The organism is Thalassotalea sp. LPB0316 (genome assembly GCF_014898095.1).
Taxonomy (GTDB): Bacteria; Pseudomonadota; Gammaproteobacteria; order Enterobacterales; family Alteromonadaceae; genus Thalassotalea_G.
The window spans coordinates 213,124-239,606 of the sequence record NZ_CP062946.1 but is presented as its reverse complement, the minus strand read 5'-3'; the positions used below and the strand labels follow the sequence as shown (position 1 = coordinate 239,606).

28 protein-coding genes are annotated in these 26,483 nt (G+C 41.4%); 22 read left to right on the top strand and 6 right to left on the bottom strand.

The features are described from left to right. Nucleotides 1-40 precede the first annotated feature (40 nt). Nucleotides 41-1,873, top strand: a complete 1,833-nt coding sequence (locus tag LP316_RS01045; RefSeq protein WP_193022266.1) for a TonB-dependent receptor domain-containing protein — start codon at nucleotides 41-43, stop codon at nucleotides 1,871-1,873. A 60-nt stretch (nucleotides 1,874-1,933) separates the two neighbouring features. On the opposite strand, the gene LP316_RS01040 is transcribed toward LP316_RS01045, so the two are convergent. After that, nucleotides 1,934-2,359, bottom strand: a complete 426-nt coding sequence (locus LP316_RS01040; protein ID WP_226960773.1) for a secondary thiamine-phosphate synthase enzyme YjbQ — start codon at nucleotides 2,357-2,359, stop codon at nucleotides 1,934-1,936. 189 nt (nucleotides 2,360-2,548) lie between these two features. Here LP316_RS01040 and LP316_RS01035 point away from each other — a divergent pair, with 189 nt between their 5' ends. Continuing rightward, nucleotides 2,549-3,226 carry a DUF3313 family protein gene (locus tag LP316_RS01035; protein WP_193022265.1) on the top strand — a complete coding sequence of 226 codons (678 nt, stop codon included), beginning with the start codon at nucleotides 2,549-2,551 and terminating at the stop codon, nucleotides 3,224-3,226. Nucleotides 3,227-3,302: 76 nt separating this feature from the next. Here the strand turns inward: LP316_RS01035 and LP316_RS01030 are convergent, their stop codons facing one another. Together LP316_RS01030 and zur are read right to left on the bottom strand one after the other, a co-directional pair. Continuing rightward, nucleotides 3,303-3,764 carry a chemotaxis protein CheX gene (locus LP316_RS01030; RefSeq protein WP_193022264.1) on the bottom strand — a complete coding sequence of 154 codons (462 nt, stop codon included), beginning with the start codon at nucleotides 3,762-3,764 and terminating at the stop codon, nucleotides 3,303-3,305. 203 nt (nucleotides 3,765-3,967) lie between these two features. Next, complete coding sequence (gene zur / locus LP316_RS01025) at nucleotides 3,968-4,414, bottom strand: zinc uptake transcriptional repressor Zur (protein ID WP_193022263.1); 447 nt, start codon at nucleotides 4,412-4,414, stop codon at nucleotides 3,968-3,970. 220 nt (nucleotides 4,415-4,634) lie between these two features. Here zur and dusA point away from each other — a divergent pair, with 220 nt between their 5' ends. The 7 genes from dusA (at nucleotide 4,635) to LP316_RS00990 (ending at nucleotide 9,051) form a co-directional block, all read left to right on the top strand. Continuing rightward, nucleotides 4,635-5,627, top strand: a complete 993-nt coding sequence (gene dusA, locus LP316_RS01020) for a tRNA dihydrouridine(20/20a) synthase DusA (RefSeq protein ID WP_193022262.1) — start codon at nucleotides 4,635-4,637, stop codon at nucleotides 5,625-5,627. 198 nt (nucleotides 5,628-5,825) lie between these two features. After that, nucleotides 5,826-6,095, top strand: a complete 270-nt coding sequence (locus LP316_RS01015) for a hypothetical protein (RefSeq protein ID WP_193022261.1) — start codon at nucleotides 5,826-5,828, stop codon at nucleotides 6,093-6,095. Nucleotides 6,096-6,577: 482 nt separating this feature from the next. After that, nucleotides 6,578-6,847, top strand: a complete 270-nt coding sequence (locus LP316_RS01010; RefSeq protein ID WP_193022260.1) for a hypothetical protein — start codon at nucleotides 6,578-6,580, stop codon at nucleotides 6,845-6,847. Between the two features lie 290 nt (nucleotides 6,848-7,137). Beyond that, nucleotides 7,138-7,377, top strand: coding sequence for a hypothetical protein (locus tag LP316_RS01005; RefSeq protein ID WP_193022259.1), 240 nt, complete (start codon nucleotides 7,138-7,140; stop codon nucleotides 7,375-7,377). 334 nt (nucleotides 7,378-7,711) lie between these two features. Next, nucleotides 7,712-8,374 carry a phage shock protein PspA gene (gene pspA, locus LP316_RS01000; RefSeq protein WP_193022258.1) on the top strand — a complete coding sequence of 221 codons (663 nt, stop codon included), beginning with the start codon at nucleotides 7,712-7,714 and terminating at the stop codon, nucleotides 8,372-8,374. A gap of 100 nt (nucleotides 8,375-8,474) precedes the next feature. Continuing rightward, nucleotides 8,475-8,684 carry a PspC domain-containing protein gene (locus LP316_RS00995; protein WP_193022257.1) on the top strand — a complete coding sequence of 70 codons (210 nt, stop codon included), beginning with the start codon at nucleotides 8,475-8,477 and terminating at the stop codon, nucleotides 8,682-8,684. A gap of 16 nt (nucleotides 8,685-8,700) precedes the next feature. Next, nucleotides 8,701-9,051: a hypothetical protein gene (locus LP316_RS00990; RefSeq protein ID WP_193022256.1), complete on the top strand. Its 351-nt coding sequence runs from the start codon at nucleotides 8,701-8,703 to the stop codon at nucleotides 9,049-9,051. Between the two features lie 80 nt (nucleotides 9,052-9,131). Here the strand turns inward: LP316_RS00990 and LP316_RS00985 are convergent, their stop codons facing one another. Then, complete coding sequence (locus LP316_RS00985; RefSeq protein ID WP_193022255.1) at nucleotides 9,132-9,872, bottom strand: enoyl-CoA hydratase; 741 nt, start codon at nucleotides 9,870-9,872, stop codon at nucleotides 9,132-9,134. 70 nt (nucleotides 9,873-9,942) lie between these two features. Between LP316_RS00985 and LP316_RS00980 the strand changes: the two genes are divergently transcribed. From LP316_RS00980 to LP316_RS00970, 3 genes are read left to right on the top strand one after another with little or no spacing between them, the layout of a single operon-like run. Then, nucleotides 9,943-10,407 (top strand): copper chaperone PCu(A)C, encoded by a 465-nt coding sequence (locus LP316_RS00980; RefSeq protein ID WP_193022254.1) that lies wholly within the window; start codon nucleotides 9,943-9,945, stop codon nucleotides 10,405-10,407. 9 nt (nucleotides 10,408-10,416) lie between these two features. Continuing rightward, on the top strand, nucleotides 10,417-11,409 hold the full coding sequence (locus tag LP316_RS00975) for a DUF2333 family protein (protein ID WP_193022253.1): 993 nt from the start codon (nucleotides 10,417-10,419) through the stop codon (nucleotides 11,407-11,409). Nucleotides 11,410-11,414: 5 nt separating this feature from the next. Further along, a complete protein-coding gene (locus LP316_RS00970; RefSeq protein ID WP_193022252.1) occupies nucleotides 11,415-12,170 on the top strand; it encodes a TIGR04219 family outer membrane beta-barrel protein in 756 nt (251 codons plus the stop codon). A 330-nt stretch (nucleotides 12,171-12,500) separates the two neighbouring features. Here the strand turns inward: LP316_RS00970 and LP316_RS00965 are convergent, their stop codons facing one another. Next, on the bottom strand, nucleotides 12,501-13,328 hold the full coding sequence (locus LP316_RS00965) for a LysR family transcriptional regulator (protein ID WP_193022251.1): 828 nt from the start codon (nucleotides 13,326-13,328) through the stop codon (nucleotides 12,501-12,503). Between the two features lie 119 nt (nucleotides 13,329-13,447). Here LP316_RS00965 and LP316_RS00960 point away from each other — a divergent pair, with 119 nt between their 5' ends. Both LP316_RS00960 and LP316_RS00955 read left to right on the top strand, forming a co-directional pair. Further along, complete coding sequence (locus tag LP316_RS00960) at nucleotides 13,448-14,635, top strand: acyl-CoA dehydrogenase (protein ID WP_193022250.1); 1,188 nt, start codon at nucleotides 13,448-13,450, stop codon at nucleotides 14,633-14,635. Between the two features lie 60 nt (nucleotides 14,636-14,695). Next, entirely contained in the window at nucleotides 14,696-16,924 is a 2,229-nt protein-coding gene (locus tag LP316_RS00955; RefSeq protein ID WP_193022249.1) for a dehydrogenase E1 component subunit alpha/beta, read from the top strand. A 52-nt stretch (nucleotides 16,925-16,976) separates the two neighbouring features. On the opposite strand, the gene LP316_RS00950 is transcribed toward LP316_RS00955, so the two are convergent. Then, the gene (locus LP316_RS00950; protein ID WP_193022248.1) at nucleotides 16,977-18,170 is read right to left on the bottom strand and encodes an NnrS family protein; all 1,194 of its coding nucleotides are present in this window, start codon (nucleotides 18,168-18,170) and stop codon (nucleotides 16,977-16,979) included. 250 nt (nucleotides 18,171-18,420) lie between these two features. Between LP316_RS00950 and LP316_RS00945 the strand changes: the two genes are divergently transcribed. From LP316_RS00945 to rsmH, 8 genes are all read left to right on the top strand, one after another. Beyond that, nucleotides 18,421-18,903, top strand: a complete 483-nt coding sequence (locus LP316_RS00945; protein WP_193022247.1) for a YcxB family protein — start codon at nucleotides 18,421-18,423, stop codon at nucleotides 18,901-18,903. Between the two features lie 16 nt (nucleotides 18,904-18,919). Further along, entirely contained in the window at nucleotides 18,920-19,843 is a 924-nt protein-coding gene (locus LP316_RS00940; protein WP_226960772.1) for a sulfite exporter TauE/SafE family protein, read from the top strand. 124 nt (nucleotides 19,844-19,967) lie between these two features. Next, nucleotides 19,968-20,975: a Fe(3+) ABC transporter substrate-binding protein gene (locus tag LP316_RS00935; RefSeq protein WP_193022246.1), complete on the top strand. Its 1,008-nt coding sequence runs from the start codon at nucleotides 19,968-19,970 to the stop codon at nucleotides 20,973-20,975. Beyond that, nucleotides 20,975-22,618 (top strand): ABC transporter permease, encoded by a 1,644-nt coding sequence (locus LP316_RS00930; protein WP_226960832.1) that lies wholly within the window; start codon nucleotides 20,975-20,977, stop codon nucleotides 22,616-22,618. Before LP316_RS00935 ends, LP316_RS00930 begins: the two co-directional genes overlap by 1 nt. A 2-nt stretch (nucleotides 22,619-22,620) precedes the next feature. After that, entirely contained in the window at nucleotides 22,621-23,664 is a 1,044-nt protein-coding gene (locus LP316_RS00925) for an ABC transporter ATP-binding protein (protein WP_193022245.1), read from the top strand. Between the two features lie 219 nt (nucleotides 23,665-23,883). After that, the gene (locus LP316_RS00920; protein ID WP_193022244.1) at nucleotides 23,884-24,606 is read left to right on the top strand and encodes a hypothetical protein; all 723 of its coding nucleotides are present in this window, start codon (nucleotides 23,884-23,886) and stop codon (nucleotides 24,604-24,606) included. A 465-nt stretch (nucleotides 24,607-25,071) separates the two neighbouring features. Further along, complete coding sequence (gene mraZ, locus LP316_RS00915) at nucleotides 25,072-25,530, top strand: division/cell wall cluster transcriptional repressor MraZ (RefSeq protein WP_193022243.1); 459 nt, start codon at nucleotides 25,072-25,074, stop codon at nucleotides 25,528-25,530. A 9-nt stretch (nucleotides 25,531-25,539) separates the two neighbouring features. Then, complete coding sequence (gene rsmH / locus LP316_RS00910; RefSeq protein WP_193022242.1) at nucleotides 25,540-26,481, top strand: 16S rRNA (cytosine(1402)-N(4))-methyltransferase RsmH; 942 nt, start codon at nucleotides 25,540-25,542, stop codon at nucleotides 26,479-26,481. Nucleotides 26,482-26,483 lie beyond the last annotated feature (2 nt).

Sequence of the window (26,483 nt, the reverse complement as noted above, 5' to 3'; positions counted from 1 at the left end):
TGTATTTCAGGGTACGGAGGGTGCCCAAGGAAGAGGTAACATGAATTATCAAAATAACAAATCAAGATCTATTTTATTATCACCAATAGCACTCGCTGTAACGACGCTACTGAGCACGCCAGCGATGGCTGACGACGAAATTATCACGGTGACGGCGAGCCGCAGTGACAATCCATTAATTGAGCAGTTAGCTAATCAAGTGGTGATCAGCCAAGCTGATATTGCCAAAATTCAACCAAAATCAATGAGTGAATTATTGTCGACGGTTGCCGGTATTGATATTTCAAGTCAAGGTGGACGAGGTCAAAATGCGTCTTTGTATTTGCGTGGAGCAAACGCTAGTCACACTTTATTTTTAATCAACGGCATGCGAGTTAACTCGGCAAGTTTGGGGTTAACTGATATTCAAACGATTGCGCCTGAGCTAATTGAGCGCATAGAAATTATCAAAGGACCAAGAGCTGCGTTTTGGGGCTCAGATGCGATTGGCGGTGTCGTTAATATTTTTACCCGTGAACTTAAGCAAGGCGAAGGTTATGTCGGTGGCAGTTTAGGCGCTGATAGTTATCGTCAGGTTAAAGCGGGCATTGGTTTTAGCCACGGTGATGGTCATAGTTCATTGAGCTTTAACCATGAACAAAGTGAAGGCTTTGATGTTTTTCAGGGCGTACAAGACGACAACGACGGCTATGAATACGACACTTTAGTGTATCGCGGGCAGCAGCAGTTAACTACCGATTTGACTCTTGAATGGTTAGCTCAGGCGACTCAAGGTGAAAATGAATTTGATAATGCTTGGGGGGCAGATCAAACCGATATTAAGCAACATTTGTGGTATGTCAAAAGCGGCTATAACTGGCAAGTAGGGCATGTGCAAAATACGCTAAATGTGACGCTTGGTCAAAACCGAGATTACGCAAAGAATTTTGGTAATGGTGTGGAAAAAAACGATGGGAATTACTTTGAAACTCGTAGAGATCAATTATCTATTGTTAATAACGCGCAAGTGTGGCCTCATTTTCAGGTGAATTTTGGGGCTGATTTTTATCAAGAGTCACTCGCTAGTACAACAGAATTTACGATTTCAGCACGTGATATCTACGGTGTGTTTGCTCAAGGGTTGTATCAAAAAGATAGCCTCACGTTTGAGTTAGCCATGCGTTATGACGATATTGAGCATGTCGATAGTGAAACAACCTATAACGCTGGTGTGGCTTATCAGCTGACGCAAAGCTCAAAAGTAACGCTTAATTTAGGTACGGGATTCAAAGCACCAACGTTTAATGATTTGTATTGGCCAGCCGATCCGTATTCATCAGGCAACCCTGATTTAGTGCCAGAAACCTCGCAAACCGCTGAGCTTATATACACTACTGGCATTAAGCAATTTGATTTATCAGCCAGTATTTTTAGTTCAACAATTGATAACCTCATTGACTGGCAGCCGGATGAAAATTATTTCTATCAACCGGTCAATGTTAACGAAGTTGATATTAATGGTGTCGAGTTTACCGCTCGTTATCAAGGTTTTGGTGGCTCACATCAACTCAACGCAAGTTATATTGATACCGAAGATAAGGCAACCGGTGAACAGCTTGCCCGACGTGCTAAGGAATTAATCGGTTATCAATTTCAAACGTCAGTTGCAGGCATCGACCTGTTTGTCGATTATCAGTTTAACGGTAAACGAGAAGAGGGAGCCGTGACACTCGATAGTTATCACTTAGTAAACCTCAGTGCGAATTACGCGTTAAGCTCAACGTTATCGGCGCAAGTAAAGTTATTGAATGTGCTTGATGAGGAATATCAAACCGCGGTTAATTACAACACGCAAGATCGCGCGCTTTACCTTGGGTTAACCTATCAAATGTAACTAAAACTCGAGCACCAGTGTTATCAAGCTGGTGCTTTTTTATCTTTTATTGCGCAGTAATTAACGCTCGCCATACAGCGTTGCCACAATGCGTCGGCTGCCTCCGTGATTTCTATGTTCACCCAAATAAATACCCTGCCATGTACCGAGGGCTAATCTGCCCTGGCTGATAGGAATCGTCACATTCGAACCTAAAATACTGGCTTTAATATGTGCCGGCATATCATCGCTGCCTTCATAGGTATGTTGATAATACGGCGAATTTTCAGGGACATAGTGATTAAAGTGAGCTTCTAAATCTTGCCTTACCGTAGGATCGGCATTTTCGTTAATGGTGAGTGACGCTGAAGTATGTTGAATAAATAACTGTAAAATACCAAGGTTCAACTCACCAATTTCAGGGATTTGGTGAATAATCTCATTGGTGATCAAATGAAAGCCTCGAGGCTTGTGAGGTATTAAAATTTCTCTTTGGTACCACATCATAGCTAACTGCTTATTCCCATAAAAATAAATATGTATCCTGTAATAAATATTAACAATTATGACACATCTAAGTGTAGATTGGCTGCGTAATAAGGACTATAACTACTACAAAATTCGTAGCTAGTGTATTAATTCTCAAATCACTAGTTGACATCGATTGTAAAGAGAACAAGGAAATAGGGTACTACCATGTTAAAGTTTTTAAAGAGTGCGGCGCTTGTTGCCGTATCAACAAGTATGTTGCTGATGTCGAACACAGCAGATGCAGGTAAAAAAACCGAAGACGGTTTAACAGAAGTGAAAAGCGGAAATTTCTCTTTGGCTTATATTCGTGAAGGGTATGATTTTAGTCAGTTTACTAAGGTAAAATTTGTTGAGCCTCATGTAAAGATGAAAAAGAATTGGCGTCGTGACTACAATCGCTCGCAAAAATCCTTAGCAAGCAGGGCGTCTGAGGCTGACGTCACTGGCATTGAAGAGAATGTTAAAGAAATATACCAAAACGTGTTGGAAACTGAATTTGCTAAAATGGGCATGCCCGTTGTTCAAGAAAGTGGCGCTGACGTGCTAGTTTTATTGCCGGCGCTGATCAACTTAGATATTTACCAACCTGACTTAAACAACGCCTCAGGTGCTAAAAACCAAATCAAACAATCGGGTAGTGCAACGGTTTACTTTGAGTTATACAACAGTGTAACTGGTGAAGTACTAGCCAAAATGGCAGAAACTAAATTGTTAGGTGAGCATCGTAAGTCATTTCAAAATGCTAATGCCGTGATCATCAACGGTGATATTAAAATGCAACTAGAAGCGTGGATCAACGAATTGCATGAGCACGTTATCAAGAGTGGCGCTAATAAAACTTAATAAGTTGCTAGTTTAGTCATAAAAAAACCTCCTATTGGAGGTTTTTTTCTTTCGAATTTAGCTTAACTTGCATTTGTTAATCAAAGCTAAACTCAATGTAAGCACGGCCAAATTCAGACTTTAACGGAATAATAACCACTGGCCCATCGGCCTTGTGGTTAATGGTGTGATCTTTACCTGATACCACCATTGGGGTAGCCATATCAAATTCGAAACCTTTTTCACTTAGAATACGCTTGGCACCACCCGTTACCATATTGGTGATCTCACCAACTAAATCAATGACTTCTTCATCGACTTTGTCAGGGCCTTCTCCAACCATTTTTTTCATCGTGGCAATGGCTAATGACGCTTCAAAGGTGATAGACAGAGAGCCTTTGGCTTGATCGCTTACCATACCAATCAAACCAGAAACGTCACCTTTGGCGATATCACCATCTTTTAATTTCGGCTTTTCTGGTGTCAATTCCATTTGTGCCATTGTCGACATGACATTTAACATGGAAGATAGAAACGGATTAATAAATTCTACATTCATGAAAATTCGATAACCTTTACGATGGTCGTGCTTATTTACTTATTATGCGCTATTTTTCGGCAAAAAGTGTAAAAAACTAATAAATCAATAAAAATCATTGTAGCAACTCACCCGCAATCGGTAAATGTGAAAACCACAAAAGATTTGCATTCAAACAATTTCACACAGTGCATTACTGTAGTGCAAGTATCTGATGTTGTTATTTATATATCGGTTTGATGACAGGCGGAGCAAGAACCGTGTGCCTCCACGACTTGATGTTTGATTTTAAAACCACTGGCATCGGCCATTGAGCGAATGGCTAAATCTAGATTCTCCGATTGAATTTCTTCGACATTACCGCATTCATCACAAATAAGTAACTGAACAGGGTGATTACACTCACTAAAGTGATCACACATCACAAAGGCGTTAATAGACTCTATTTTGTGGACAAAGCCCTGCTGGTTTAAAAAATCTAAGGCGCGATAAATAGTCGCAGGTTTGGCCGATGGATCAATGGCTTGCAATTCTGAAAGCAGATCGTAAGCACCAACGGCGCTACTGTGTTTAGCAAGTAGCGTAAAAACCTGTTCTCGTAAGGCGGTAAATCGAGCGCCTCGTTTATCACACACTTTTTTAGCTTGAGCAAGCTGATGTTCAATATTCATTTGTATTCTTAATTCATTGAGTTAGAGCAAGTTTAACACACCTCTTTTAATGATCTAGCGTTTGTCATGTCGCTTACCCAAAGCCTTGCGTTAGTTGACTCGCGGTAATTATCCGCTTTTTAGTTATTGTAATGATGATATAATCTCCGTAATTAATACCGTGCATGAGTGTTGTTCAACTGGCTAATTGCACAAGGTAGATTTAGTTACTAAGGTTAGAATGAAATTGAGTAAACAAGCTATTTCTCACAAACTCTCAATCGCTCCAATGCTTGACTGGACGGATCGACACTGTCGTTATTTTTACCGTTTAATGAGTAAGCAAACCGTACTTTATACAGAAATGGTGACAACAGGTGCGATTATTTTTGGCAAGGGAGACTACCTAGGGTATAACGAAGAAGAGCATCCCGTTGTCCTGCAGCTCGGTGGCAGCGATCCTAAAGCGATGGCCCAATGTGCTAAAATTGCGCAAGATAAAGGCTATGACGAGATTAATATTAATGTTGGCTGTCCGTCAGATCGCGTCCAAAACGGTAAGTTTGGTGCTTGCTTAATGGCTGAGCCAGCGTTGGTTGCGCAGTGTGTTGATGCGATGAAAGCACAGGTTGATATTCCGGTAACCGTTAAATCTCGAATTGGCATTGATGATCAAGACAGTTATGAATTTCTCCATCGCTTTATTGATGTCGTAAAAGATGCTGGCTGTGAACACTTCATTGTGCATGCTCGTAAGGCGTGGTTGTCAGGTTTAAGTCCTAAGCAAAATCGCGAGATACCGCCACTTGATTATCAGCGAGTCTATCAAATAAAACGAGATTTTAGTCAGTTAGCTATTTCTATTAATGGCGGTATAACCTCATTTGAACAAGCACAAGCACACTTAGCACATATTGATGGTGTAATGATTGGCCGAGAAGTGTATCAAAATCCTTATATTCTGGCCCAAGCGGATCAACAACTATACGGCATTGACACCGTCATTAAATCTCGTCAGCAAATTATTGATGAAATGGCCAGCTATATCGATCAGCACGTTGCGCAAGGTGGTAAGATGTGGCACGTCGCTCGGCATATGCTCGGATTGTGTAACGGCTTAGCAGGTGCTAAGCAGTTTAGACGATTTTTGAGTGAGAACTCTTCTCAAGCAAATGCTAACGGTGACTTATTAAAGCAAGCTTATGATAAGGTGGTTCAGCTGCAACGAGATTAACCGCCTAACTTTTTTCCTAAATAGTGGTTTTTTTAACCACTATTTTTTTACCTGTACTAAAGTGAACGCTGCGGTCAGACCTATCAATAATTACTATATTCTTATTGTTAACAGAGTGTTAGCATTTTTCTTCGGCATTGGCACAACCTTTGTAACTGTTATTGCGTCTTAACTAAAGAACCTAAATGGAGAGTCGCAATGAAAACATTATTTTTTTTAGCGGTAACGAGCATGGTGGCCTTGCCTGCCTTTGCAAACAGTAAAACGGAAGATGTTAAAGATGTAACAGACGCTTATATTCAGCAACATAGCTATGATGTACAACAAGCGTTGAATAAAAGTGTCAAACAAGATATTCAAAAAGCACTAAGTAGCTTTTATCGACCGCAAGCTGCTAGTCGCGTTGAGTTAGTCGCGCAGAACAGCAAAGCGCTTGATGAGTTGAGCGAGCAAGTAGATATCGAATAGGTGGCCTATGATCAGTGTTATCAGTATATTTCTACTCACACTATTGCCGTCGTTCATATTGTTAATATGTTCTTGCTTAATCAGTTGGTATGAAGATAAAGCACTGTCTTTACCACACCAACAATAAGGCCTGATAATCGATTTGATATCAGGCTTTTTTTTGTCTTTATAATTCCCGCTAGTACTCATTTGCTTTATTCCCAAACGTTAACCAATCGGTTAGTACAATTCTCGTCATTAGCTAATATCAACGAAAAATCGGCAATATTTTAAATGTTATATCTTTGTTAGTTAAATTTACCAAGTTTTAACGAATATCAACAATAAATAGTAAGACATATTATGTCGTGCTATTGTGGTGTTTTTGCGGTTTTTATTTTTGTTTTTTAAATTCAATGGGTTATGTTTATTTTGAATGTTGGCACAGGCCTTGTAATAGGGAAGGTGTAGTAAATTAAAATTTAATTATTGGAGAGTAAAAAATGAAAACCTTAACTGCTATCACTTTATCGGCAATGATGACTTTACCTGCTTTTGCGGCAACTGAAACAGACAATGTTAAAGATGTTACCGATGTTTATGTTCAACAACATAGTGTTGATGTTCAAAGTGCAATGCGTATGCAAATTAGTAAAGATATTCTAACTGCTGTTAGCAACTTTAGAGTCCCACTATTAACAACATCAGTTGATATGTTAGCTAACAACAAGATCGACGTTGAAGAAGTCGCAGAGCAAGCTGATATCGAGTAGGTGGTTGTATGATTAGTGTATCAAGTATTTTTATTATCACACTATTGCCTTCAGCCTTGCTCATTGCACTGTCTTTTTTAATCAGTTGGTATGAAGATAAAGAAGTACTCATACCAACCTCAAAATAAGCTTGAACTGTTTTCACTGTTCAAGCTTTTTTATTACTTCTTTTTTATTGCTTCCTATTATTCCGCTTCGATCTTAACTACATCTGTTTGTTCTTTTAATAACTCATCTGTCTCATCATCGCTATCGTAATCTATGTCGATAATTTTTTTCGGAGAAATATGATGAAATCAATACTGTCTATTTTATGTGTGGCTAGTTTCTCGTTTTCGAGCGTGGCAGCTCCGTCATACGATGATATAAAATCAACGGTTAACGACTATCTCAGCGCAGATAAAGACCAGGTTAAACTCGACATAACCGAGCAAGTGTCAAGAAATATTTCTGATGCCGTTAAGTCTATTAAAGTCTTGTTACCCGTTGATAATGAGCAACGCGATAAAGAGTCCGAGCCCTCAAACTAACTCACAATGACTCATCAATTATTATTTTTTATCTACTCGTTGAATAAGCCAAAGCACTAAGCAAAGCAACATAGTGCTTTGGTTTTTTCCGTTTATTTTTCTCTATATTTATTTGCGTGGTTAAATTCGCCATATTTTTGTGTATTACACTTTTTAGTGGTCTGACATATTATGTCTTTGTTTGCTTTTGTTTTTGTGTTTTTTATAAAGTCTATACTATTCAGTGGTTTACGTGTTTTTTTGTGAGTTGGCACAGCGATTGAATTAGTAAACACAACAAGCGCAACAATATGCAGCTTGATCAAATTAATTAAACAATCAAGAGGATATGAACATGGGAATGTTTACACGATTTGCAGATATCATTAATGCCAATATCAACAGCTTATTGGATAAAGCCGAAAATCCAGAAAAGATGCTTAAGCTTATTATCCAAGAAATGGAAGAAACGCTTGTTGAAGTGCGCGCAAGCGCAGCAAAAAATATCGCTGAAAAAAAATCGCTAGCAAGAGAGTTAGCTTTTGCTAAACGTCAAGTGACAAGCTGGCAGCAAAAAGCACAATTGGCGGTAGAAAAAGGTCGCGACGATCTAGCAAAGCAAGCCTTAGTTGAGAAACAAAAGGTTAGCCAAACATTTGAAGCGCTTGAAAATCAAATGCAAACCATTGATGAGGTATTAGTTGATATTCAGGCTGATGCAGAGCGTTTGCAAGAGAAGTTGACCGAAGCAAAACGCAAGCAAGAAAGCTTCTTAATGCGCCAGCAATCTGCGCAAGTTCGTTTAAAAGTAAGAGAAAAAGCCACAGTACACAACATAGATGAAGCGCTAAACAAGTTTGAGCGTTATCAACAAAAAATTGATGACATTGAAGCACAGGTTGAAGCCTATGACCTAACTCAGACCAACGACTTAGCAAGCCAAATTCAGGCGCTTGAAAACGATGAGCAGATTGACAACGAGCTTGAAGCCTTAAAAGCTAAAGTTGCCAACGGCTAATTGTTAGATAGCCGTCATTTATTCACGAGCCTATGCGCTTACCCCTAGTTTATTGTGGTAGCACCGATGTACATGAGCTACCACTATTAAGGAGATTAAAATGGATTATCGAAAATCATATCGAATTAAGCGTGTCTTAACCAAAGACTTAGTTCACAAGAAAATTTCGGGTGTATGTGGTGGTATCGCTAAACATTACAATACACCAAGACTCGCTGTTAGAGCGGCGGCAGTGTGTTTATTTTTGATGTTTCCCGTTGCTATGCTGATTGCCTATATTGGCGCAGCGATTTTAATACCAAACAGATAACCCGTAGGAGTCAAAAATGTCTTTTTTCAAATCATTATTACTGGCCATTCTAGCGACGATGTTTTTGACTTATGCGCTAGGCATGAGCTTTCTTGAGTTTTTTGATCTCAGTGTGATGGTCGATGATGAACAGTTAGCTCCACTGCAGGCCATTAGTATGTCGGCGTTGGTCGTGGTGGTATTAATACTGGTAGCACTTGCAATTGTACTCAGTGTTTTTGGTGGTGCGATTTTTATTGCAGTGATGGTATTAGGTAGTATAGCAATGGCGATAATTGGTATTTTCTGGCCGGTGTTGTTGGTCGCATTAGCTATATATTTGTTAGCAAGAGAGAAAAAGCCAACCACGCAAGAGTACTATTCATAAATGACAACGCCAAGTGTGCGAAAGCAACTTGGCGTTGTTTAGTTAATAGTTGGCTAAATCCTGTTTTTATATAATTCTGGTTATTTCGCTAAATGCTGCAAAATAGCTTTGCTTTCAGGTGTTTTAAGCAGTTTTTCAAACGCTAAAATTTCTTCGTACATAATGTCGCTAACCGCCTGTTGGCAACCCTTCGCAATGAGCTCACGCGATATTTGTAGTGCCTGAGGAGGAAGTTTTACTAGACGCGCGGCGAGTAATTGAGCCGATTCAAGTAGTTGCTCTGGCTCGACAACTTGATTGACCATACCGAGCTGCAGTGCCGTGTGGGCATCAAATTTATCGCCTAACACCAGTAACTCAAAAGCTTTAACGCGGCCAACGAGTTTGGGTAATAAGTAACTTGAAGCCGCCTCTGGGCACAAACCAAGTTGGGCAAATGGCAGCATGAATTTGGCATTGGTCGCAGCGATTGCCATATCACAATGTAGTAGGAGTGTCGTACCGATACCAACGGCATTGCCAGCAACGGCAGCGATCAGAGGTTTCTTAAATTGACCGAGCTTTTGAATAAATTGATAACCGCCACGTTCATCTAATGAACCGGTACCATTGAGGAAATCGTTTAAATCATTGCCAGCACTGAAGCAGCTATCGCTACCTTGAATTATAACCACGCGAATATCATCGTTAGATTCTGCTTCATCGAGCAATGAACTTAGCTTGATATACATGTCGTTTAACAGGGCGTTTTGTTTATCAAGGCGATTCAGGGTGATGGTAAGTACATGATTATTTGTCGTACTAAGAATTAAATCATTCATTTTATTAAAAGCTTATATACAATAGATAGAGGTAAGTTAGTTGTTTTACTACAGGATGTATAGGATAAAAATGAACAAAGTAATGACTTTTATTATGCCAATAGCGCTTTGTCTTTTGTTAGCGCCGTTTGCAAAAGCTATAGCTGGTGAAGTTGAGGTGTCTGGTCAATATATGCGAGAGCTGATTCCGGGAACGAATGTCACATCTAGCTATATGCGCATTACTAATCACCACGCTGTTGAGATTATTTTGGTAGCGGCCAAAGCGAGCTTTAGCCCAAGAATCGAGCTACACGAACACACAATGGTCAACGGCATGATGCGCATGGGGCAGGTCGATAAAATCATTATTCCTGCTCATCAAACGGTAACGCTTGAGCCAGCCGGATTGCATATCATGGCGTTTGATATTCAACAGTCGTTAAAGCATGGACAAAGCGAAAGCTTAACCTTGTTGTTTGAAGAGCACCCACCAATCGTTGTGGATTTGCCGATAAAAAGTATCAAACACGTAAATACTCATCAACACCATTAAGGAAGTGTTATGACAGATAAATTCTCCCCTAAAACAATTGCCACAGTGCTTGGCGCTATCTTACTTATCAATTATTTTATTGGTGTTTATTGGAGTTTCGAGCCAAATCAGATAGACATTAAGCAAGAAGCTATTGCCGATGCTCAAAAAGAGCAGGTTAAGCTAGTTGTAGGTTATACAACAACGACATCGTTAATTCGCGTTGCTGAAACCCTATTGAATAAACCGGGCGGGTATTTGGCGAACGATGCCATGCCGCCATCGGTGTTTTTAGACAATATTCCTTCGTGGGAATTTGGTGTGCTAGAGATGGTGCGCGATATGTCTTTAGTGATGCGCCAAGAGTTTAGCCGTTCACAATCTCAGTCGACAGAAAACCCTTATCTACAAAAAGCACAACCGCGTTTTAATATTGATCACCGTAGCTGGGCGTTTCCGAGTGCGGAAAGTGAATACGGTAAAGCGATTAAAGAGCTATACTTGTACCGAAAAGCCCTAGCCGACAATCGAACGCCATCGGCACAGTTTTATGCCCGTGCAGACAACTTAAGAGACTGGCTAAAAGAAGTTGAAAAACGCCTAGGTAGTTATTCACAGCGTCTAAGTGCAAGTGTTGGCAGAGATCAATTGAATATTGATCTAGCAGGTGATAGTGTTGCGCAGCAGTCAACTTATGGCGAGCCATCAATGCAAGTTAAAACTAGCTGGTGGAAAATAGACGATGTTTTTTATGAAGCACGTGGCGCAAGTTGGGCTTTACTGCACTTTTTAAAAGCCATTGAAGTTGACTTTAATGACGTGTTAGAGAAAAAAAATGCAAAAGTGAGCGTTCAGCAAATCATTCGCGAACTTGAAGCTAGCCAACAACCTGTCTGGAGTCCAATGATATTAAACGGTGATGGTTTTGGTATGTTAGCCAATCACTCACTGGTCATGGCAAATTATATATCACGCGCCAATGCAGCGCTGATCGATCTTAACACTTTACTTAGTCAAGGGTAGTAACAATGAAAAAAGCACTCATCGCAGCAAGTTGCGCGGCACTGTTATCAACAAGTGCTCAAGCTGATGTTTTAGGCATTTATATTGGTGGTTCGGTTTGGGATCAAAAATCATCGGGTGAATTTGGTGAGCAAAATAATTTAGTTGACTTTAACTTTACCAACAAAAAGAAGGGCAGTTATTACATTGCTTTTGAGCACCCGATCCCGTTAATTCCAAATGTAAAAATTGCCACTTCAGATCTTGATACTAGTGGTCAAACCGTCTTAGATGAAGATTTTGACTTTCAAGGCGTAAGCTTTCCGGCAGGCACAACGGTTGATGCCACCTTTGATTTAAGTTTTGTCGATTACACCTTGTATTATGAAATTTTAGACAACGGCTTAGTTAGCTTAGATCTTGGTTTAACAGGTCGTGATGTTGACGGTTTTGCCGGTGTTGTTGGTACAATAGCTACATTATCGGAAAGTGCTGAAGAAGATTTCTCGGGTATCGTACCTATGCTATACGGCGCGGCTAAAGTCGGCTTACCTTTTACAGGTTTAAGTCTATACGGTGAAGCTAACCTACTGGCATTTGATGATCACACTTTCTACGATGCACAAGCTGGTATCGCCTATGAACTGGTTGATAATATTGCTGTCGATGTCAATATTTTCCTAGGCTATCGCCAGGTTTCTCTAGATATTGAAGACGTTGATGATCTATACGCTGATATCAACTTTAAAGGTGTTTACGCTGGCGCAGAAATTCACTTTTAATTGTATTTAGTTATTAGCACATAAAGCCCTTGTTGATTTTTCAGCAAGGGCTTTTTTGTAATACCAATCTCGATAATAATATGGTCAGCTCAGAGCTACATCAGTCATTCGAGTACAATCTAAATTTTCTAAATATAGTTATTCTATATCTAGAAAATTTAGGGCAGTAATCGGGTGACTGATGAGCTCCTGAGGGCTTGGCTAAAAGGCTTTAATATATTGTTACTGGTTTTTGAAATGGAATAACCATATCTAAAAACAAGTGCCGCGTATTACAATCTTTTAACTCAAGCTGAGCGACCATTTATTTATCCAGATTGGTATAATGTATTAACGGTGGCGTTTAACTACCTCAATAAAGGGTTTAAGCGTTGGCGATAATTTATCGTAAGCGAACACCACTTGGCGTTTGAAATTAAATTCTTCAATCGTTTTGAAGACGATATCGGTTTTCTCTAAAACTTCTGGGTATGCGGGCACTAATGCTGCACCTAAGCCAGCACTGACAAGCCCTAAAGCGTAATCAATTGTTCGAATCTTTGCCCTTACATCAAGGCTTATTTGCTTTTCATGACACAGTTTAGCTAACGCATCACCGGCATTACAGGGAGAGCGCGCAATAAAGGTAAGCTGATCTAAGTCACGCAATTGCAAACTCGGCTGTAAGGCCAATACGTGATTGTAAGGCAATGCCAGTAAATAACTTTCTTGCCAAAGGTTGACGCTTTGCTCATGTGGGCTAAGCTCATCGGTTGTGATGATCCGCGCATTACAGCTTTGCTCTGGGGCAACTAAACTCAGCGCGATATTGTCTGATATTGCAGTAAAGTCTTTGAGTAAGGCGCTCATCCGCTGAACCCCTAAACCTCGTGTGACCCCGAGCTTAAATTCAATATGCTGTTTAGCTTGGCTAAAAAGGTTTTTCACTGCATCGGCTTGCCCAAGCAGTTGCTTAGCTAGCGGGTATAATTGATTGGCGCTAACTAAAGGCACGACACCTCTTGGATGCCGGCTAAACAGCTCAGTGTTTAGGCTCTGCTCTAGTTGCATGATGGCTGATGAAATCGACGGCTGAGCAACAAAGCAGATCTTAGCTGCTTTCGTTAAACTTTTCTGTTCGTACACAGCGATAAAATATTGTAAGGCTTTTAAATCCATCTGATATTCACGTTATTTGTTATAGGATAAAACTATAGCAAATAAAGAAAATATATATTACCGCTTGATCGATAATTTCATTATTATCAAGTTAATTTGATTATTTTATGAGTATCACTATGACGGCTAATAAGCAACGACCTGCGTTTAACTGGCAAGACCCATTACTATTAGATCAGGTACTAACGGAAGAAGAGCGGATTATTCGCGATAGCGCGCGAGATTATTGTCAAGAAAAGCTGATGTCTCGCGTATTAACGGCAAACCGCAACGAGCACTTTGATGTTGAGATCATGCAGGAAATGGGCGAGATGGGACTGCTCGGTGCAACGCTGCCAGAAAAATATGGTTGTGCCAATGTCAATCACGTGGCTTATGGCTTAATTGCCAGAGAAGTTGAGCGCGTTGACAGTGGTTATCGCAGTGCGATGAGTGTTCAATCGTCACTGGTGATGCACCCGATTCACGCCTATGGTAGTGACGCACAAAAAGATAAATACTTACCTAAACTTGCCAGTGGAGAATGGGTTGGTTGTTTTGGTTTGACCGAACCAAATTCTGGTTCTGATCCGGCAAGTATGAGCACTAAAGCTGTAGCTGTTGATGGTGGTTACTCACTTACCGGCACAAAAATGTGGATCACCAATTCGCCGATCGCCGATGTGTTTGTGGTTTGGGCAAAGCTCGATGATGTCATTCGCGGCTTCATTTTAGAAAAAGGCATGAGTGGTTTATCTGCGCCGAAAATAGAGGGCAAATTCTCATTGCGCGCATCAATTACTGGTGAAATCGTAATGGATAACGTCTTTGTGCCTAATGAAAACATCTTACCCAATGCCAAAGGTTTATCAGGGCCATTTGGCTGTTTGAATAAAGCCCGATATGGCATTGCATGGGGAGCATTGGGGGCGGCTGAGTTTTGTTGGCATGCGGCGCGTCAATATAGCCTTGATCGAGAGCAATTTGGTCGACCTTTAGCGGCAACCCAATTAATGCAAAAGAAATTAGCCGATATGCAAACAGAAATAACAACCGGTTTAATGGCTTGTTTACAGGCTGGGCGTATGCTCGACCAAGGACTGTTAGCACCTGAAGCAATTTCTTTAATCAAGCGCAACTCCTGTGGCAAAGCATTAGATATTGCACGACAAGCTCGCGACATGCATGGTGGCAATGGCATCAGTGATGAGTTTCACGTGATTCGTCATGTCATGAATTTAGAAGCGGTTAATACCTATGAAGGTACCCACGACGTTCACGCCCTGATTTTGGGTCGTGCGCAAACTGGGCTTCAGGCTTTTTTCTAAGTAAATATTTGCAAAATCAACGATAAATAAAAGTGCGCTAAGTTCGCCATAAGGGTTGTTATGTCAGATAGAAATCAGTTGGTCAAAGATAATTTTATACGCTTGGTTAAAGCCGATAATTTACCTGAGCCACTGAGCTCAACTACCATTGAAGAGTCGGATTTGAGCAATGAGCAAGTACTTGATTTATTTGACAGTCAACTCATTAGTCGACACCTTGACTTACACTCGCGGGTGATGCAAAAAAATCAGCAAAGCTTTTATACCATTGGCAGTGCAGGCCATGAGGCTAATGCTGCTTATGGTCTTGCGTTTCGTCAAGATGACATGGCATTTTTACACTATCGCAGTGGCGCTTTCATGGTGCAAAGAGCGAAAAATGCGGGTATTGATGTCATTTACGATATGTTGCTGTCGTTTGCCGCATCAAGTGATGATCCTATCTCTGGTGGTCGCCACAAGGTACTTGGGAGTAAAGCCCTAAATATTCCGCCGCAAACCAGTACCATTGCCTCTCATTTACCAAAAGCCGTCGGCACTGCATTTAGCATCCCTTTAGCTAGGCGCATTGAGCAAGCCGGCGAACTATCGAGCTCAAGCGTGGTGTTGTGTAATTTTGGCGATGCCTCTGCCAACCACTCAACCGCCCAAGGCGCGTTAAATACAGCAGCGTGGATTGCATTTCAGTCGGTGCCTTTGCCGTTAGTCTTTATTTGCGAAGATAATGGCATTGGGATTTCTACGGCAACACCAGCAGGGTGGATAGAGGCAAATTATAAAAATCGCTGTGGATTAACTTATTTTAGCTGTGATGGTCTGAGCTTGCTCGATACTTATAAAGTCACCAAACAAGCCGTTGATTACGCCAGAGAGCACCAAAAACCCGTCTTTTTGCACGTAAAATTGATTCGGCTATTAGGTCATGCTGGCTCTGATTCCGAATTTGTTTATCGTCGCCTTGAAGATATTGAAGCAACTGAATTTCAAGATCCGTTATTACACAGTGCTCGCATGTTACTTGAATCGAAATTAATGACCAAAGCGCAGCTGATTGAAAAATATCAGCACGTTGCTGAGTTAGTTGAAAAGACGGCGAAAATAGCGGTTGAAAGGCCCAAGCTAGCCAATGCCGATGAGGTTATGGCCAGTATTATTCCGCCTAAATCAGATAAGCAACTACCCAAAGCCGTTGAGCAGGATATTCGCAGTCAACTGTTTGTTCATGAACGACATAACTTGGCCAAAAAACAGCACCTAGCCAAGCTATTAAACTGGACGTTGATTGATTTAATGGCGCAATATCCCTCAATTGTTATGTGTGGTGAAGATATCGGCAAAAAAGGCGGTGTCTATAATGTGACCCACAAGCTGTATGATTTATACGGCTCAAATCGCGTGGTGAATACGCCGCTCGATGAACAAACCATTCTCGGTGGCGCGATAGGTTTAGCACATAATGGGCTATTACCGATACCTGAAATTCAATTTTTGGCTTATGTTCACAATGCTGAAGATCAAATTCGCGGAGAAGCGGCAACACTGTCGTTTTTCTCTAATGGCCAATGTACTAATCCTATGGTGATTCGAGTGGCCGGCTTAGCCTATCAACGCGGCTTTGGTGGGCATTTCCACAACGACAATTCGTTTGCCGTATTTCGTGATATACCGGGCGTTATTATTGCTTGTCCGTCCAATGGTGAAGACGGCGTTAAGTTATTGAGGAACTGTGTTCGCCTTGCCCATGAAGAGCAGCGCGTCGTGATATTTTTAGAGCCTATCGCGCTCTATATGACCAAAGATTTACACACTGAAAACGATGGTTTGTGGACGTTTGACTATTCGTCGATTCAAGCCGATAACCATGCCGATAACCAAGCCAACGCCTCAAGCCAGCTGACCATTAATACGCACGGTAGCGGCAAAGATCTCTGTATATTAAGTTATGGCAATGGCTATTATTTATCGCGTCAGGCACAGCAAACACTTGCTGAGCAAGGTATTGATGCTCGCGTGGTTGATTTGCGTTACTTAGCGCCACTTGATGAAGCTGGCATTTTAGCGCAAGTAAACGCCTGTCAGCGGGTATTGATAGTTGATGAATGTCGTCAAACAGGCTCTATTTCTGAAGCCTTGTTTACCTTAATTGCTGAGCAAGGTTACAACATGGCACATGTATCTCGATTGTGCGCTCAAGATAGCTTTATTCCTTTAGGTAGCGCGGCTTACCACGTTTTGCCAAGTAAAGCGCAAATTGTTGAACAAGCTATTGCGCTTGTTCAACATGGCTAAATAACTAGAGATAAGTAACTAAAGTTAAGTAAATCAGGGCTAAGCATACGCATTAGCCCGGCCGACCGTCAGGTCGGTAGCTAAATAAAATCTTACTAAAGTGGAAAACAAAGTGACCGAATGCAGCTGTCCACAGCAAGCCTGACAACAGGTGCCATTCCGCCATAAACTCCGGTTGAATTAAGGGCATTACGCCACGGCTAAATGCGGCGAAGAGCATATAAATAAATGGCCCTGTCATATTCGGACCTTGATAAATATCTCTGCCGGTATGGCCAAGTGACACCCGAGTGATCATCGACAAACAAACGCCAGCGATTGTCCCAATAGCAAAGAAGTGCATGATGTTTTTTACGACAAATGGCGTTGGCGTTAAAATTGCCATGACGAGCAGTGTTATTGGCAAACACATATAGCTCAATTGGAGTGACCAAAGCATCGGCTCTTGCAATGACGCTTTAAATTGCCAACGCGACATCCTGCCAAAGGTAGCTGCAGAAGCGATCAATAAACACGCTTGCGCAAAAGGTGTATTTAATGCATTGAGCAAAGTAACAACAACCAGTATCGCTAAGCTGCTAAAGGCCAGTAAATCCAACCATACAATGGGGTTTTTGCGCTCAATGTTTAATTTGGCTGAAGTGAAGAATGGGATCACCCGACCGCCAATAAAACTGATCAGCAGAGCGATCATAAACATCATGGCAAGCCAAGTATTGCTCGCTAAGAAATAGTCTTGAGTCGCTAATGCCCAATAGCTGATACCGTTTATCAATAGGGCAAAGCTCAAGCCAATAGGGATTGCGATATTACGCCACTGTTTTGCTTTAACTATGCATTGAAATATTTTTGAGATAACCGCCGCCATAAAAATAAAATCAAACAATGCGGCGAATTCTAATGGGATAGAAGAGGGAACAAATAACAGCACGCGAGCCATTGCCCAACAGCCAAAAACGATCGCTAATTGCCAACCGCTATAGGTATGTTGACCTGTCCAGTTTTTCACCGCAGTGAGTAAAAAACCTGCGATGATTGCCATAGCAAAACCGAATATTAACTCATGCGGGTGCCACCAAAGCGGTGGAACGTTGACCCAAGCATATTCAGGTAGGTATAAGGTAACAAGCCAAGCGGGGATGGCTAAAGCCGCAAATAACGCACCAAAGAGAAAAAACGGTCTAAAGCCGAGTTGCCAAATGGCCGCTGTGGTAGGTTGGTTATTTGGGTCATCAATATTAAGCATAAATATCGCCATAAGTTCATGAGTTAGCTGTTATTGTCGCGCTAATGCGGGTTAATTACTAACTAAAAATTTTGTGAATTTGTTAATCGTGGTTGCAAGCGTTTGCTTTTATTTGGTTAGCTAACCGCTTGTCCAAAGCTCAGGTTAATAAACCGATTTTTAAAGTCGCGCAAGACGATAAAAATTTACTTATTTCTGAGGTATGATCGGTTAGACTAGCGAAAAGCGTTTATATACCGATAGAAATTTTGTGAAGTATCAACACCAATTTATTCTCGATAGACAGTATTACACTGAAGTATACGAGCAAACAGCAATCAAAAAAACGGGTTGGCAAGCTTATAAAAAAGCCATTGTGTTGTTTTTGTTTGGTTTGTTCGTTTCAGCCTTTGCCACTAACGCTAAGTTAATTCACTTGAGCTACTTTATTGTTGGCTTAGGTGTGGTTGAAGCCTTGAGCGTGCGCTTTGCTAAAACCTGGTGGCTATGGCGACAGCTTATGTCTAAAGCAGCGAATAACCCCGTTGAATTAACTATCGACGAGCAAGGCATTGCGATTAATTCAGCCTATATTAATCAGCAATTAAACTGGTCTGAAATATCGAGCGTAGAACAATCATCTCAAGGTTATATTTTTAACCAAGGAGCGATGCGCCATTACTTATCTAAATCAGCGCTGAGTGATGAAGTGGTTGCGTTTATTAACAGCCAAGGCTTAAAACAAGACAAATAGAAAGAGATAGTATTCAATGCTCGAAACGCCAAATCAGCCAGTAGAGGCGATTTCACCGGCTTTAAAAAATCCGATGCGTATTTCTAACCCAAAGTTCTTACTGTTTTTGGTCACATTTTGGGGGATTTTAATTGCCTTTGCGCCAGATACCTTAACTAATTTAATTGATTATACGGTGTTTAGTTTACTCGGTGTTTTAGGTGCTATTTTTGCAAATTCAACGGGTGCGGGCGGTGGTGTCGTTTTTATTCCCATGTTTAATAAACTGGGTTTTACCGAGAGCCAAGCAATAGCAACGAGCTTTGCCATCCAGTGTTTTGGTATGACGGCAGGTGCATTAACATGGTTTTATCACTATAAATTAGAGCGCGAACCATCAGGGCTTTGGCCAAGTTTTTTTCCCGTCATTAAAGTGTCGGCTATTGCTTCAATTATTGGCTTGTGGGCAGTTTATGGCCTAGATTTAGCCCCGCCATCGAGTTTGCATTACAGCTTTAGTTGGTTTTCATTACTATTAGGTATTGGCATTATCTTTATCGCCTTGGTATTAAAGCCTCAGCCTTTACATCAAACTGTACAACCGATTGATTGGTTGATGATCTGTGTTATTTCACTGTTCGGCGGAGCGGTCACAGCTTGGTTGAGTGTCGGGATTGGTGAGCTATTAGCGATTTATTTAATTATCCGCCGGTTCGATGTCAATATGGCGGTTGCCGTTGCCGTGATTGTTTCGGCACTAACTGTCTGGTCGGCAATCTGGCAACACACCTTAGTTGATTTTAACGTATACTGGCAGGTGGTGTTATTTGCCGGCCCTGGCGCTATCTTTGGTGGCGTGTTAGCCAAGGCGATTGTCGCAAAATTATCAGCTAAACGCTTGAAAATATTTTTTGCGTTTTGGTTAATGGTTATCGGCGCTGTTGGTGTCTCAGGAGGCTAAATGAGAACTATTCTCAAAAAGCTTGACACCGTTTGTTTGCTCCTTTACTCTTGCGCCTAACTGAGTGAAGTTATGAGAAAAATTTCACCAAACATCTCTACTTCGTATTAATTGTGGAACTATCATGTTAAAAAAATTAATTATTGCAGCCTCGATGCTTGTCGCCGCTTTATCAAGCGTTGCCAATGCAGCACAAGAAGTTAATGTTTATTCGTATCGTCAACCATTCTTGGTTGAGCCAATGTTTAATAAATTTACTGAGCAAACCGGTATAAAAGTAAACGTTGTTTTTGCTAAAGACGGTATGGCTGAGCGTTTAGCCAGAGAAGGTCAGTACAGCCCTGCTGACGTGCTTTTAACTACTGATATTTCACGTTTAGTTGAATTACAAGACAAGCAATTACTGCAGGTGGTTGACTCTAAAATTATTAATAGTGCGATTCCTGCAAACTTGCGCGATGACAAAAGTCGCTGGTTCTCACTAACAACGCGCGTTAGAAACATCTATTCAGCAAAGCGCTTAGGTGATGTTGCACTGAGTTATGAAGACTTAGCACTACCAAAATATAAAGGTCGTATTTGTACGCGTTCAGGTAAGCATCCATATAATGTTGCATTGGTTGCTTCAATGATTGCTCACCACGGTGAAGCAAAAACGCAAACTTGGTTAGAAGGTGTAAAAGCAAACTTAGCGCGCAAACCACAAGGTAATGACCGCGGTCAAGTACAAGCTATTCACCAAGATTTGTGTGATTTAGCCATTGGTAACAGTTACTACTTTGGCAAAATGTTAAACGATAACAAGCAAAAGGTTTGGGCGGATGCTGTAAACATTAACTTCCCTAACCAAGCGAACCGCGGCGCTCATATCAATGTTTCTGGTATGGCGATGGCTAAATACGCGCCTAACCAAAAGAACGCTTTAGCGCTAATGGAGTTTTTAGTGTCTGAACAAGCTCAACAAATGTACGCTGAGGTAAACATGGAATACCCAGTGCGCGCTGGCGTAAAACGCTCTGAGTTAGTTGCTTCATGGGGCGATTTCAAAGCGGATAACTTATCACTCACCAAAATTGCAAAACATCGAAAAGCGGCATTAATGTTATTAGATAAAGTGCAATTCGATCTGTGATGACCCCCTTATTTGGCGTGCCAATGCGCGCCAAAACGATAAGTTTATTTATTGTTGTTTGTCTCTTAACGCTGGCATTATTAACGCCAGTGTTAGTGATGTTTTATCAAGGTGCTTTTGCGCCTTTTTCACTTTTTATCCACCTATGGCAAACGGTTCTTCCTCAGTACCTGTCTAATACCTTATTACTGGGCTTTAATGTTGTCGTACTCTCTTTACTCTTTGGTGGCGTAAGTGCCTTAGCCCTTCATTTTTTGCCGATTAAGGGCAGTCGGTATTTGCGGTGGTTATTGCTATTACCGCTAGCGATGCCAGCTTATCTCATCGCCTATTTATATACTGATCTATTCGACTACGCAGGACCTGTCCAGCGATTTTTACGCACTGTGTTTGGTTGGCAATCACCCAATGATTACTGGTTTTTTGACTTGCGCACGCTCGGTGGTGCCTCGGTGATTATTGCCCTAGTCTTGTTTCCTTACGTTTATATGTTAACGCGCACAGCATTAGAGAATATCGACCCAAAACTATTGCAAGCTAATCAAAGTTTAGGGCAAACACCCTGGCATGGCATCAAGCGAATTATACTGCCATTAATTCGACCAACTTTGGCTGTTGCTGCTACTTTGGTCTTGATGGAAACCTTAGCAGACTTTGCCACGGTGCAATATTTTGCCGTTAATACACTAACGACCGCTATTTACGATACGTGGTTAGGCTACAGTGATTTGGCTACGGCTAATGCATTAGCCAGTATTTTATTGCTTTTGGTCTTTATGGTGGTGGTATTAGAGCAACGCAGTCGAGCATCATTGAATAATCAAAGTCAAAACCTTGCGATGTCACAATCACTATTTACCACTAGCAAACCGCTTATCGCCTTGGCGACTAGTTTTTGTTGGTTACTGGTCATCGCAGGTTTTGTTTTGCCGTTATCACTATTGTTAGTTATGGCTTGGCAGTACAGTAGCATTGAGCAGTTAACCCAGTTACTGACGATTGGTGGCAATTCGATTTATGTCTCAGCAATGGCAGCAACGGTTGCATTAGTATTAGCATTACTGTTTAGCTTTTATCAGAAGTTTGCCAAGCATAAGTTAGCATTTATCCCAGTTTCCTTTTCCGGTTTAGGTTATGCCATTCCTGGTACTGTGCTTGCAATGGCATTGTTATCAACGTTTGGCCCGATTGATTTTTGGTTAAATGATCTCGCTGACGCTATCGGCTATGGGCGCCCAGGCCTCGTGCTGTCAGGTACTGTTTTTGCGATTGTCTTTGCCTTTGTCGTTCGCTTTATGGCGATCGCCAATGGCACTATTACCAGTGGCTTGGAACAAGTACCCGATAACCTATCTAAAGCGGCTCGCAGTTTAGGTAGTAAACCCTCGACTATGGTTAGGCGTGTGCACTTGCCGTTGTTAAAGTCTTCTATATTTGTCGCATGGCTGTTAGTGTTTGTTGAATCAATGAAAGAATTACCCGCTGTGTTATTATTGCGCCCGTTTAATTTTGAGACCTTAAGTACCTTTATTTATCAGCTAATCTCTGATGAACAGCTGGAGCAAGGTGCCATGGGTGCTATTTTAATTGTGGTATTTGGGCTAATCCCCATTATTTGGCTTAACCGTAAGCAAGAGGTGTAACGGTGCAATCGCAACCTATTATTGTCGTAGACGCATTGGACGTTGAATTAGGCAACAAGAAAATTTTAAATCAGGTGGCTTTTTCACTGCATGCTGGTGAGATTTTAGGTTTAGTCGGGCCAAGCGGCTGCGGTAAAACAACCCTGTTAAATACACTAGCGGGTTTCATTACACCAAGTAAAGGGCAAATTGCTATTGAAGAGTTACCCGTGATGAGTTCTTCTGCCATGCTAGCACCTGAAAAGCGCCATATTGGTGTGATTTTCCAAGATTACGCTTTGTTTCCGCACATGACAGTGGCACAGAATATTGCTTATGGCATTGGTCGGTTTAGTCAAGTGACGCAAAATGAAAAAGTAACTAAGCTAGTGCAATTGCTAAAACTTGACGGGTTTGAACAGCGATTCCCGCATCAGTTATCTGGCGGACAACAACAACGGGTAGCGATAGCTCGAGCACTAGCACCTGAGCCTAAACTATTGTTACTCGATGAGCCGTTTTCAAATATTGATGCTCGCCTGCGCAATGAATTAATGATTGAGTTACGTCAATTGCTCAAGTCGCTCAACATGACCGCGATATTTGTTACCCATAACAAAGATGAAGTGTTTACTTTTGCCGATAAAATTGCCGTGATGCATCAAGGCAATATTTTGCAGTTTGGTCAGCCGCTCGCGGTTTGCCAACAACCTAATTCATGGCAAGTCGCTGACTTTTTGCAACTCGGCTCTTGGTTAACAACGACCTTGTATCAAGATCAATTAGACACACCAATAGGTTTACTGTCTGTTAATGGCAAGGAGCTAGGCAATAGCAATAAAATGCAGTTATTGGTGAAGCCACAACACCTTGAAATCGATGCTGATGAGCACGGCGAATCGGTGATTCATCATATCAATGTCACCGAGCAAGGCTATCATTACTTAGTAACACCGCAGTCATCTGAGCACAACTATCAATTAAGCGTCTATAGTGACCAAGCATTTAGTGTCGGCCAACGAGTACAACTCAATATTTTGCCACACGACTATATTTTGTTTCAGTAAAGTCATTGCTAAGGACAGTATAAAAATCGGTAATTATCGGTTTTTAGCGTTTTTGCGTTGTTCGGGTATCGCAAATGGTTACATTTTTAAACTTAAAAACTACCAGCTTTTACATCGTGCTTTCTATGATGCTTGTTATAATTAATCCAAACTCACCATACTTTAATTAAAACAAAGATGAAAAACGTCCTTACTTTTTCAACGTCTAGATCTGCCATCATGGCTACTGCATTTCTATCATGTGCGCTTAGTACGAGCTTTTCAGTATCAGCACGTGAAGCGCTACCGATCCCAGAACCTATGGTTTTTGATTTGGTTCGAGGTCTAGGTGCCAAACAAGGTGAATTTGAAATCAATACGTTAGGCGAATTTGCCTTAAACAATACGTCTGATCGTGACGTAGAGTGGGCGCCAGAGGTTGAAATAGCCGTTGTTGATGGCTTGGCTGTCGAATTTGAATTGCCGTTTGAAGGTCGCAAGCTGGAAGCCTATAAGTTTGCGGTACAGTACACTTTTGAAAATCCATTATTTGGCGATGCTTCAAATTACATTGATGGTTGGCAGTTTATTGCTGAGGAATTTCGCCACGAAGATCTTACTGAATGGACGGCGCTTTATTTGAGCGGTTTCGTCTACGATAAAAATTACTCGGCAATGATGATGACAGGTGCGCGTTATAGCACTGGCGACGACGCTGAGCAATCATTGGAAGCGATTATCAACTACACCTTGTTTTATCAAGTTAATGATCGCATGACGCTAGGTTTGGAGAATGACTTAGCGTGGCATGATCGCGATAAATGGTCATTGTTGATCATGCCGCAAGTCCATTACGAGTTGTCGGATAAATTCGGTGTCCAATTTGGTGTTGGTGCAGAGTTTAACGATCACAAGACCAATTACACTATGGGGTTGCGGATTGTGGTTGAGCCAGGTCATTAGACCATTAGCTCGCTTTTTAATGGTAAAGTCACGATGCAGATGATGCATCGTGATTTTTTGTTTTTTCAGTTTTACGCAGTAAAAATAACTGCTGATACCTTATCCTAAACGTAGTAAAATAACCGCTAGTAGTGACTCTTCCCAGTGCGCTATTTTTGAGCAAATAAGCGCGAATGTTTATAGACACATATGTGGCTAAGGTGAGTTTGTCTTGTTATTGGTTGTGCCACATTGCTGTTTTCACCTTAAGTTTTATGGTTAATTATTTCGATGTTTTGGCAATATGATCCACAAAACTCCACAAATTCATAAACTTCCTTGAATCCCTTAATTTTGCTGAAGATCATTAAGTATTTTTTCCCAAATCTTTGCTTGACATAGCTTTGCTTATCTCACTAAACTGTATCAATGTGGGAAAAAGTGGAAAAATGTGGATCTTAATAGATCGAACAAAAAATCATCATTATGTTTAGAGGCACTAGCGCGATAACGCTCGACAGCAAAAGCAGGATCACGATACCAACCAAGTATCGCGAAGAGCTTGTGGCTGATTGCCAAGGAAAAATGGTGTGTACCGTCGATATTCAGCATCCGTGTTTACTGCTTTATCCACTTCCTGAATGGGAAGAAATAGAATTAAAACTGTGCAACTTATCAAGCATGAATCCACAGGAAAGATTACTTCAACAGGTGTTGTTAGGTAATGCTTCGGATTGCGAGATGGATAAAAACGGGCGTTTGTTAATCAATGGTCCGTTGCGCAAACACGCGAGTTTAGAAAAAAGCGTGATGTTAGTTGGTCAGTTAAAGAAATTTGAAATTTGGAGTGAGTCTGCTTGGCAAGCACAAATGCAAGAAGGCATTAGCAAGATCCAATCAGGTGAAATTGAACTCACTGAACGCTTACTCGATTTATCACTGTAAATTAGGCTTATGTCGACAGAATATAAACACATATCCGTACTTCTAGATGAAGCGGTAGACGCGCTAGCGATCAAACCTGATGGTTGCTATATCGACTGTACTTTTGGTCGAGGCGGACATTCTGGCCTAATTTTATCTCGCCTAGGCGAAAATGGTCGTTTGATTGCTATTGATCGAGACCCAACAGCGATTGAAGCAGCGAAAAAGTTTGCTGACGATTCGCGTTTTACCATTGAGCATGAAGGCTTTTCTGCGCTAGAAGTGATCGCGCAAAAGCACGATATCACCAAAAAGATTGACGGCGTATTACTTGATTTAGGTGTTTCATCACCTCAACTTGACGATCCTGAGCGCGGCTTTAGTTTCATGAAAGATGGTCCGCTTGATATGCGCATGGATACCTCGAAAGGGCAAACGGCCGAAGAGTGGTTGGCAAAAGCCGATGTTGAAGATATCAGCTGGGTGTTAAAAACCTTTGGTGAAGAAAAGCTCGGTTGGCGGATCGCTAACGCAATTGTTGAAGCTCGTGAAGAAGCGCCGATTACGCGTACGGGGCAGCTAGCCAAAATTATCGCCACAGCGGCGCCGCAAAAAGAAATTAAAAAACACCCTGCAACCCGCAGTTTTCAAGCGATTCGCATGTATATCAACTCTGAATTAGAGCAAATTGAAAACGTGCTCAATGCCTCGCTAGCAGTATTAGCGGAAAATGGTCGATTAGTAGTGATCAGCTTTCACTCATTAGAGGATCGCCTAGTTAAGCAGTTTATGAAAAAACATTCGCAAGGCAAGCAAGCCCCGCGCGGTATGCCTATTTTGGAGGCGGAGTTACAAAAAGGGAAAAAGCTTGAGCTCGTTGGCCGTAAAGCTAAGCCAAGCAAGGCTGAAGTAGAAAACAATGTTCGCTCGCGTAGCTCAGTATTACGTGTTGCTAAAAGGTTAGCCGATTAGTT

What these genes read in the sequence shown, in the direction of transcription:
- LP316_RS01045 (WP_193022266.1), top strand. Translation starts at nt 41, where the DNA reads ATGAATTATCAAAATAACAAATCAAGATCTATTTTATTATCACCAATA.
- LP316_RS01040 (WP_226960773.1), bottom strand. Translation starts at nt 2,359, where the DNA reads ATGATGTGGTACCAAAGAGAAATTTTAATACCTCACAAGCCTCGAGGC.
- LP316_RS01035 (WP_193022265.1), top strand. Translation starts at nt 2,549, where the DNA reads ATGTTAAAGTTTTTAAAGAGTGCGGCGCTTGTTGCCGTATCAACAAGT.
- LP316_RS01030 (WP_193022264.1), bottom strand. Translation starts at nt 3,764, where the DNA reads ATGAATGTAGAATTTATTAATCCGTTTCTATCTTCCATGTTAAATGTC.
- zur (WP_193022263.1), bottom strand. Translation starts at nt 4,414, where the DNA reads ATGAATATTGAACATCAGCTTGCTCAAGCTAAAAAAGTGTGTGATAAA.
- dusA (WP_193022262.1), top strand. Translation starts at nt 4,635, where the DNA reads ATGAAATTGAGTAAACAAGCTATTTCTCACAAACTCTCAATCGCTCCA.
- LP316_RS01015 (WP_193022261.1), top strand. Translation starts at nt 5,826, where the DNA reads ATGAAAACATTATTTTTTTTAGCGGTAACGAGCATGGTGGCCTTGCCT.
- LP316_RS01010 (WP_193022260.1), top strand. Translation starts at nt 6,578, where the DNA reads ATGAAAACCTTAACTGCTATCACTTTATCGGCAATGATGACTTTACCT.
- LP316_RS01005 (WP_193022259.1), top strand. Translation starts at nt 7,138, where the DNA reads ATGAAATCAATACTGTCTATTTTATGTGTGGCTAGTTTCTCGTTTTCG.
- pspA (WP_193022258.1), top strand. Translation starts at nt 7,712, where the DNA reads ATGGGAATGTTTACACGATTTGCAGATATCATTAATGCCAATATCAAC.
- LP316_RS00995 (WP_193022257.1), top strand. Translation starts at nt 8,475, where the DNA reads ATGGATTATCGAAAATCATATCGAATTAAGCGTGTCTTAACCAAAGAC.
- LP316_RS00990 (WP_193022256.1), top strand. Translation starts at nt 8,701, where the DNA reads ATGTCTTTTTTCAAATCATTATTACTGGCCATTCTAGCGACGATGTTT.
- LP316_RS00985 (WP_193022255.1), bottom strand. Translation starts at nt 9,872, where the DNA reads ATGAATGATTTAATTCTTAGTACGACAAATAATCATGTACTTACCATC.
- LP316_RS00980 (WP_193022254.1), top strand. Translation starts at nt 9,943, where the DNA reads ATGAACAAAGTAATGACTTTTATTATGCCAATAGCGCTTTGTCTTTTG.
- LP316_RS00975 (WP_193022253.1), top strand. Translation starts at nt 10,417, where the DNA reads ATGACAGATAAATTCTCCCCTAAAACAATTGCCACAGTGCTTGGCGCT.
- LP316_RS00970 (WP_193022252.1), top strand. Translation starts at nt 11,415, where the DNA reads ATGAAAAAAGCACTCATCGCAGCAAGTTGCGCGGCACTGTTATCAACA.
- LP316_RS00965 (WP_193022251.1), bottom strand. Translation starts at nt 13,328, where the DNA reads ATGGATTTAAAAGCCTTACAATATTTTATCGCTGTGTACGAACAGAAA.
- LP316_RS00960 (WP_193022250.1), top strand. Translation starts at nt 13,448, where the DNA reads ATGACGGCTAATAAGCAACGACCTGCGTTTAACTGGCAAGACCCATTA.
- LP316_RS00955 (WP_193022249.1), top strand. Translation starts at nt 14,696, where the DNA reads ATGTCAGATAGAAATCAGTTGGTCAAAGATAATTTTATACGCTTGGTT.
- LP316_RS00950 (WP_193022248.1), bottom strand. Translation starts at nt 18,170, where the DNA reads ATGCTTAATATTGATGACCCAAATAACCAACCTACCACAGCGGCCATT.
- LP316_RS00940 (WP_226960772.1), top strand. Translation starts at nt 18,920, where the DNA reads ATGCTCGAAACGCCAAATCAGCCAGTAGAGGCGATTTCACCGGCTTTA.
- LP316_RS00935 (WP_193022246.1), top strand. Translation starts at nt 19,968, where the DNA reads ATGTTAAAAAAATTAATTATTGCAGCCTCGATGCTTGTCGCCGCTTTA.
- LP316_RS00930 (WP_226960832.1), top strand. Translation starts at nt 20,975, where the DNA reads ATGACCCCCTTATTTGGCGTGCCAATGCGCGCCAAAACGATAAGTTTA.
- LP316_RS00920 (WP_193022244.1), top strand. Translation starts at nt 23,884, where the DNA reads ATGGCTACTGCATTTCTATCATGTGCGCTTAGTACGAGCTTTTCAGTA.
- mraZ (WP_193022243.1), top strand. Translation starts at nt 25,072, where the DNA reads ATGTTTAGAGGCACTAGCGCGATAACGCTCGACAGCAAAAGCAGGATC.
- rsmH (WP_193022242.1), top strand. Translation starts at nt 25,540, where the DNA reads ATGTCGACAGAATATAAACACATATCCGTACTTCTAGATGAAGCGGTA.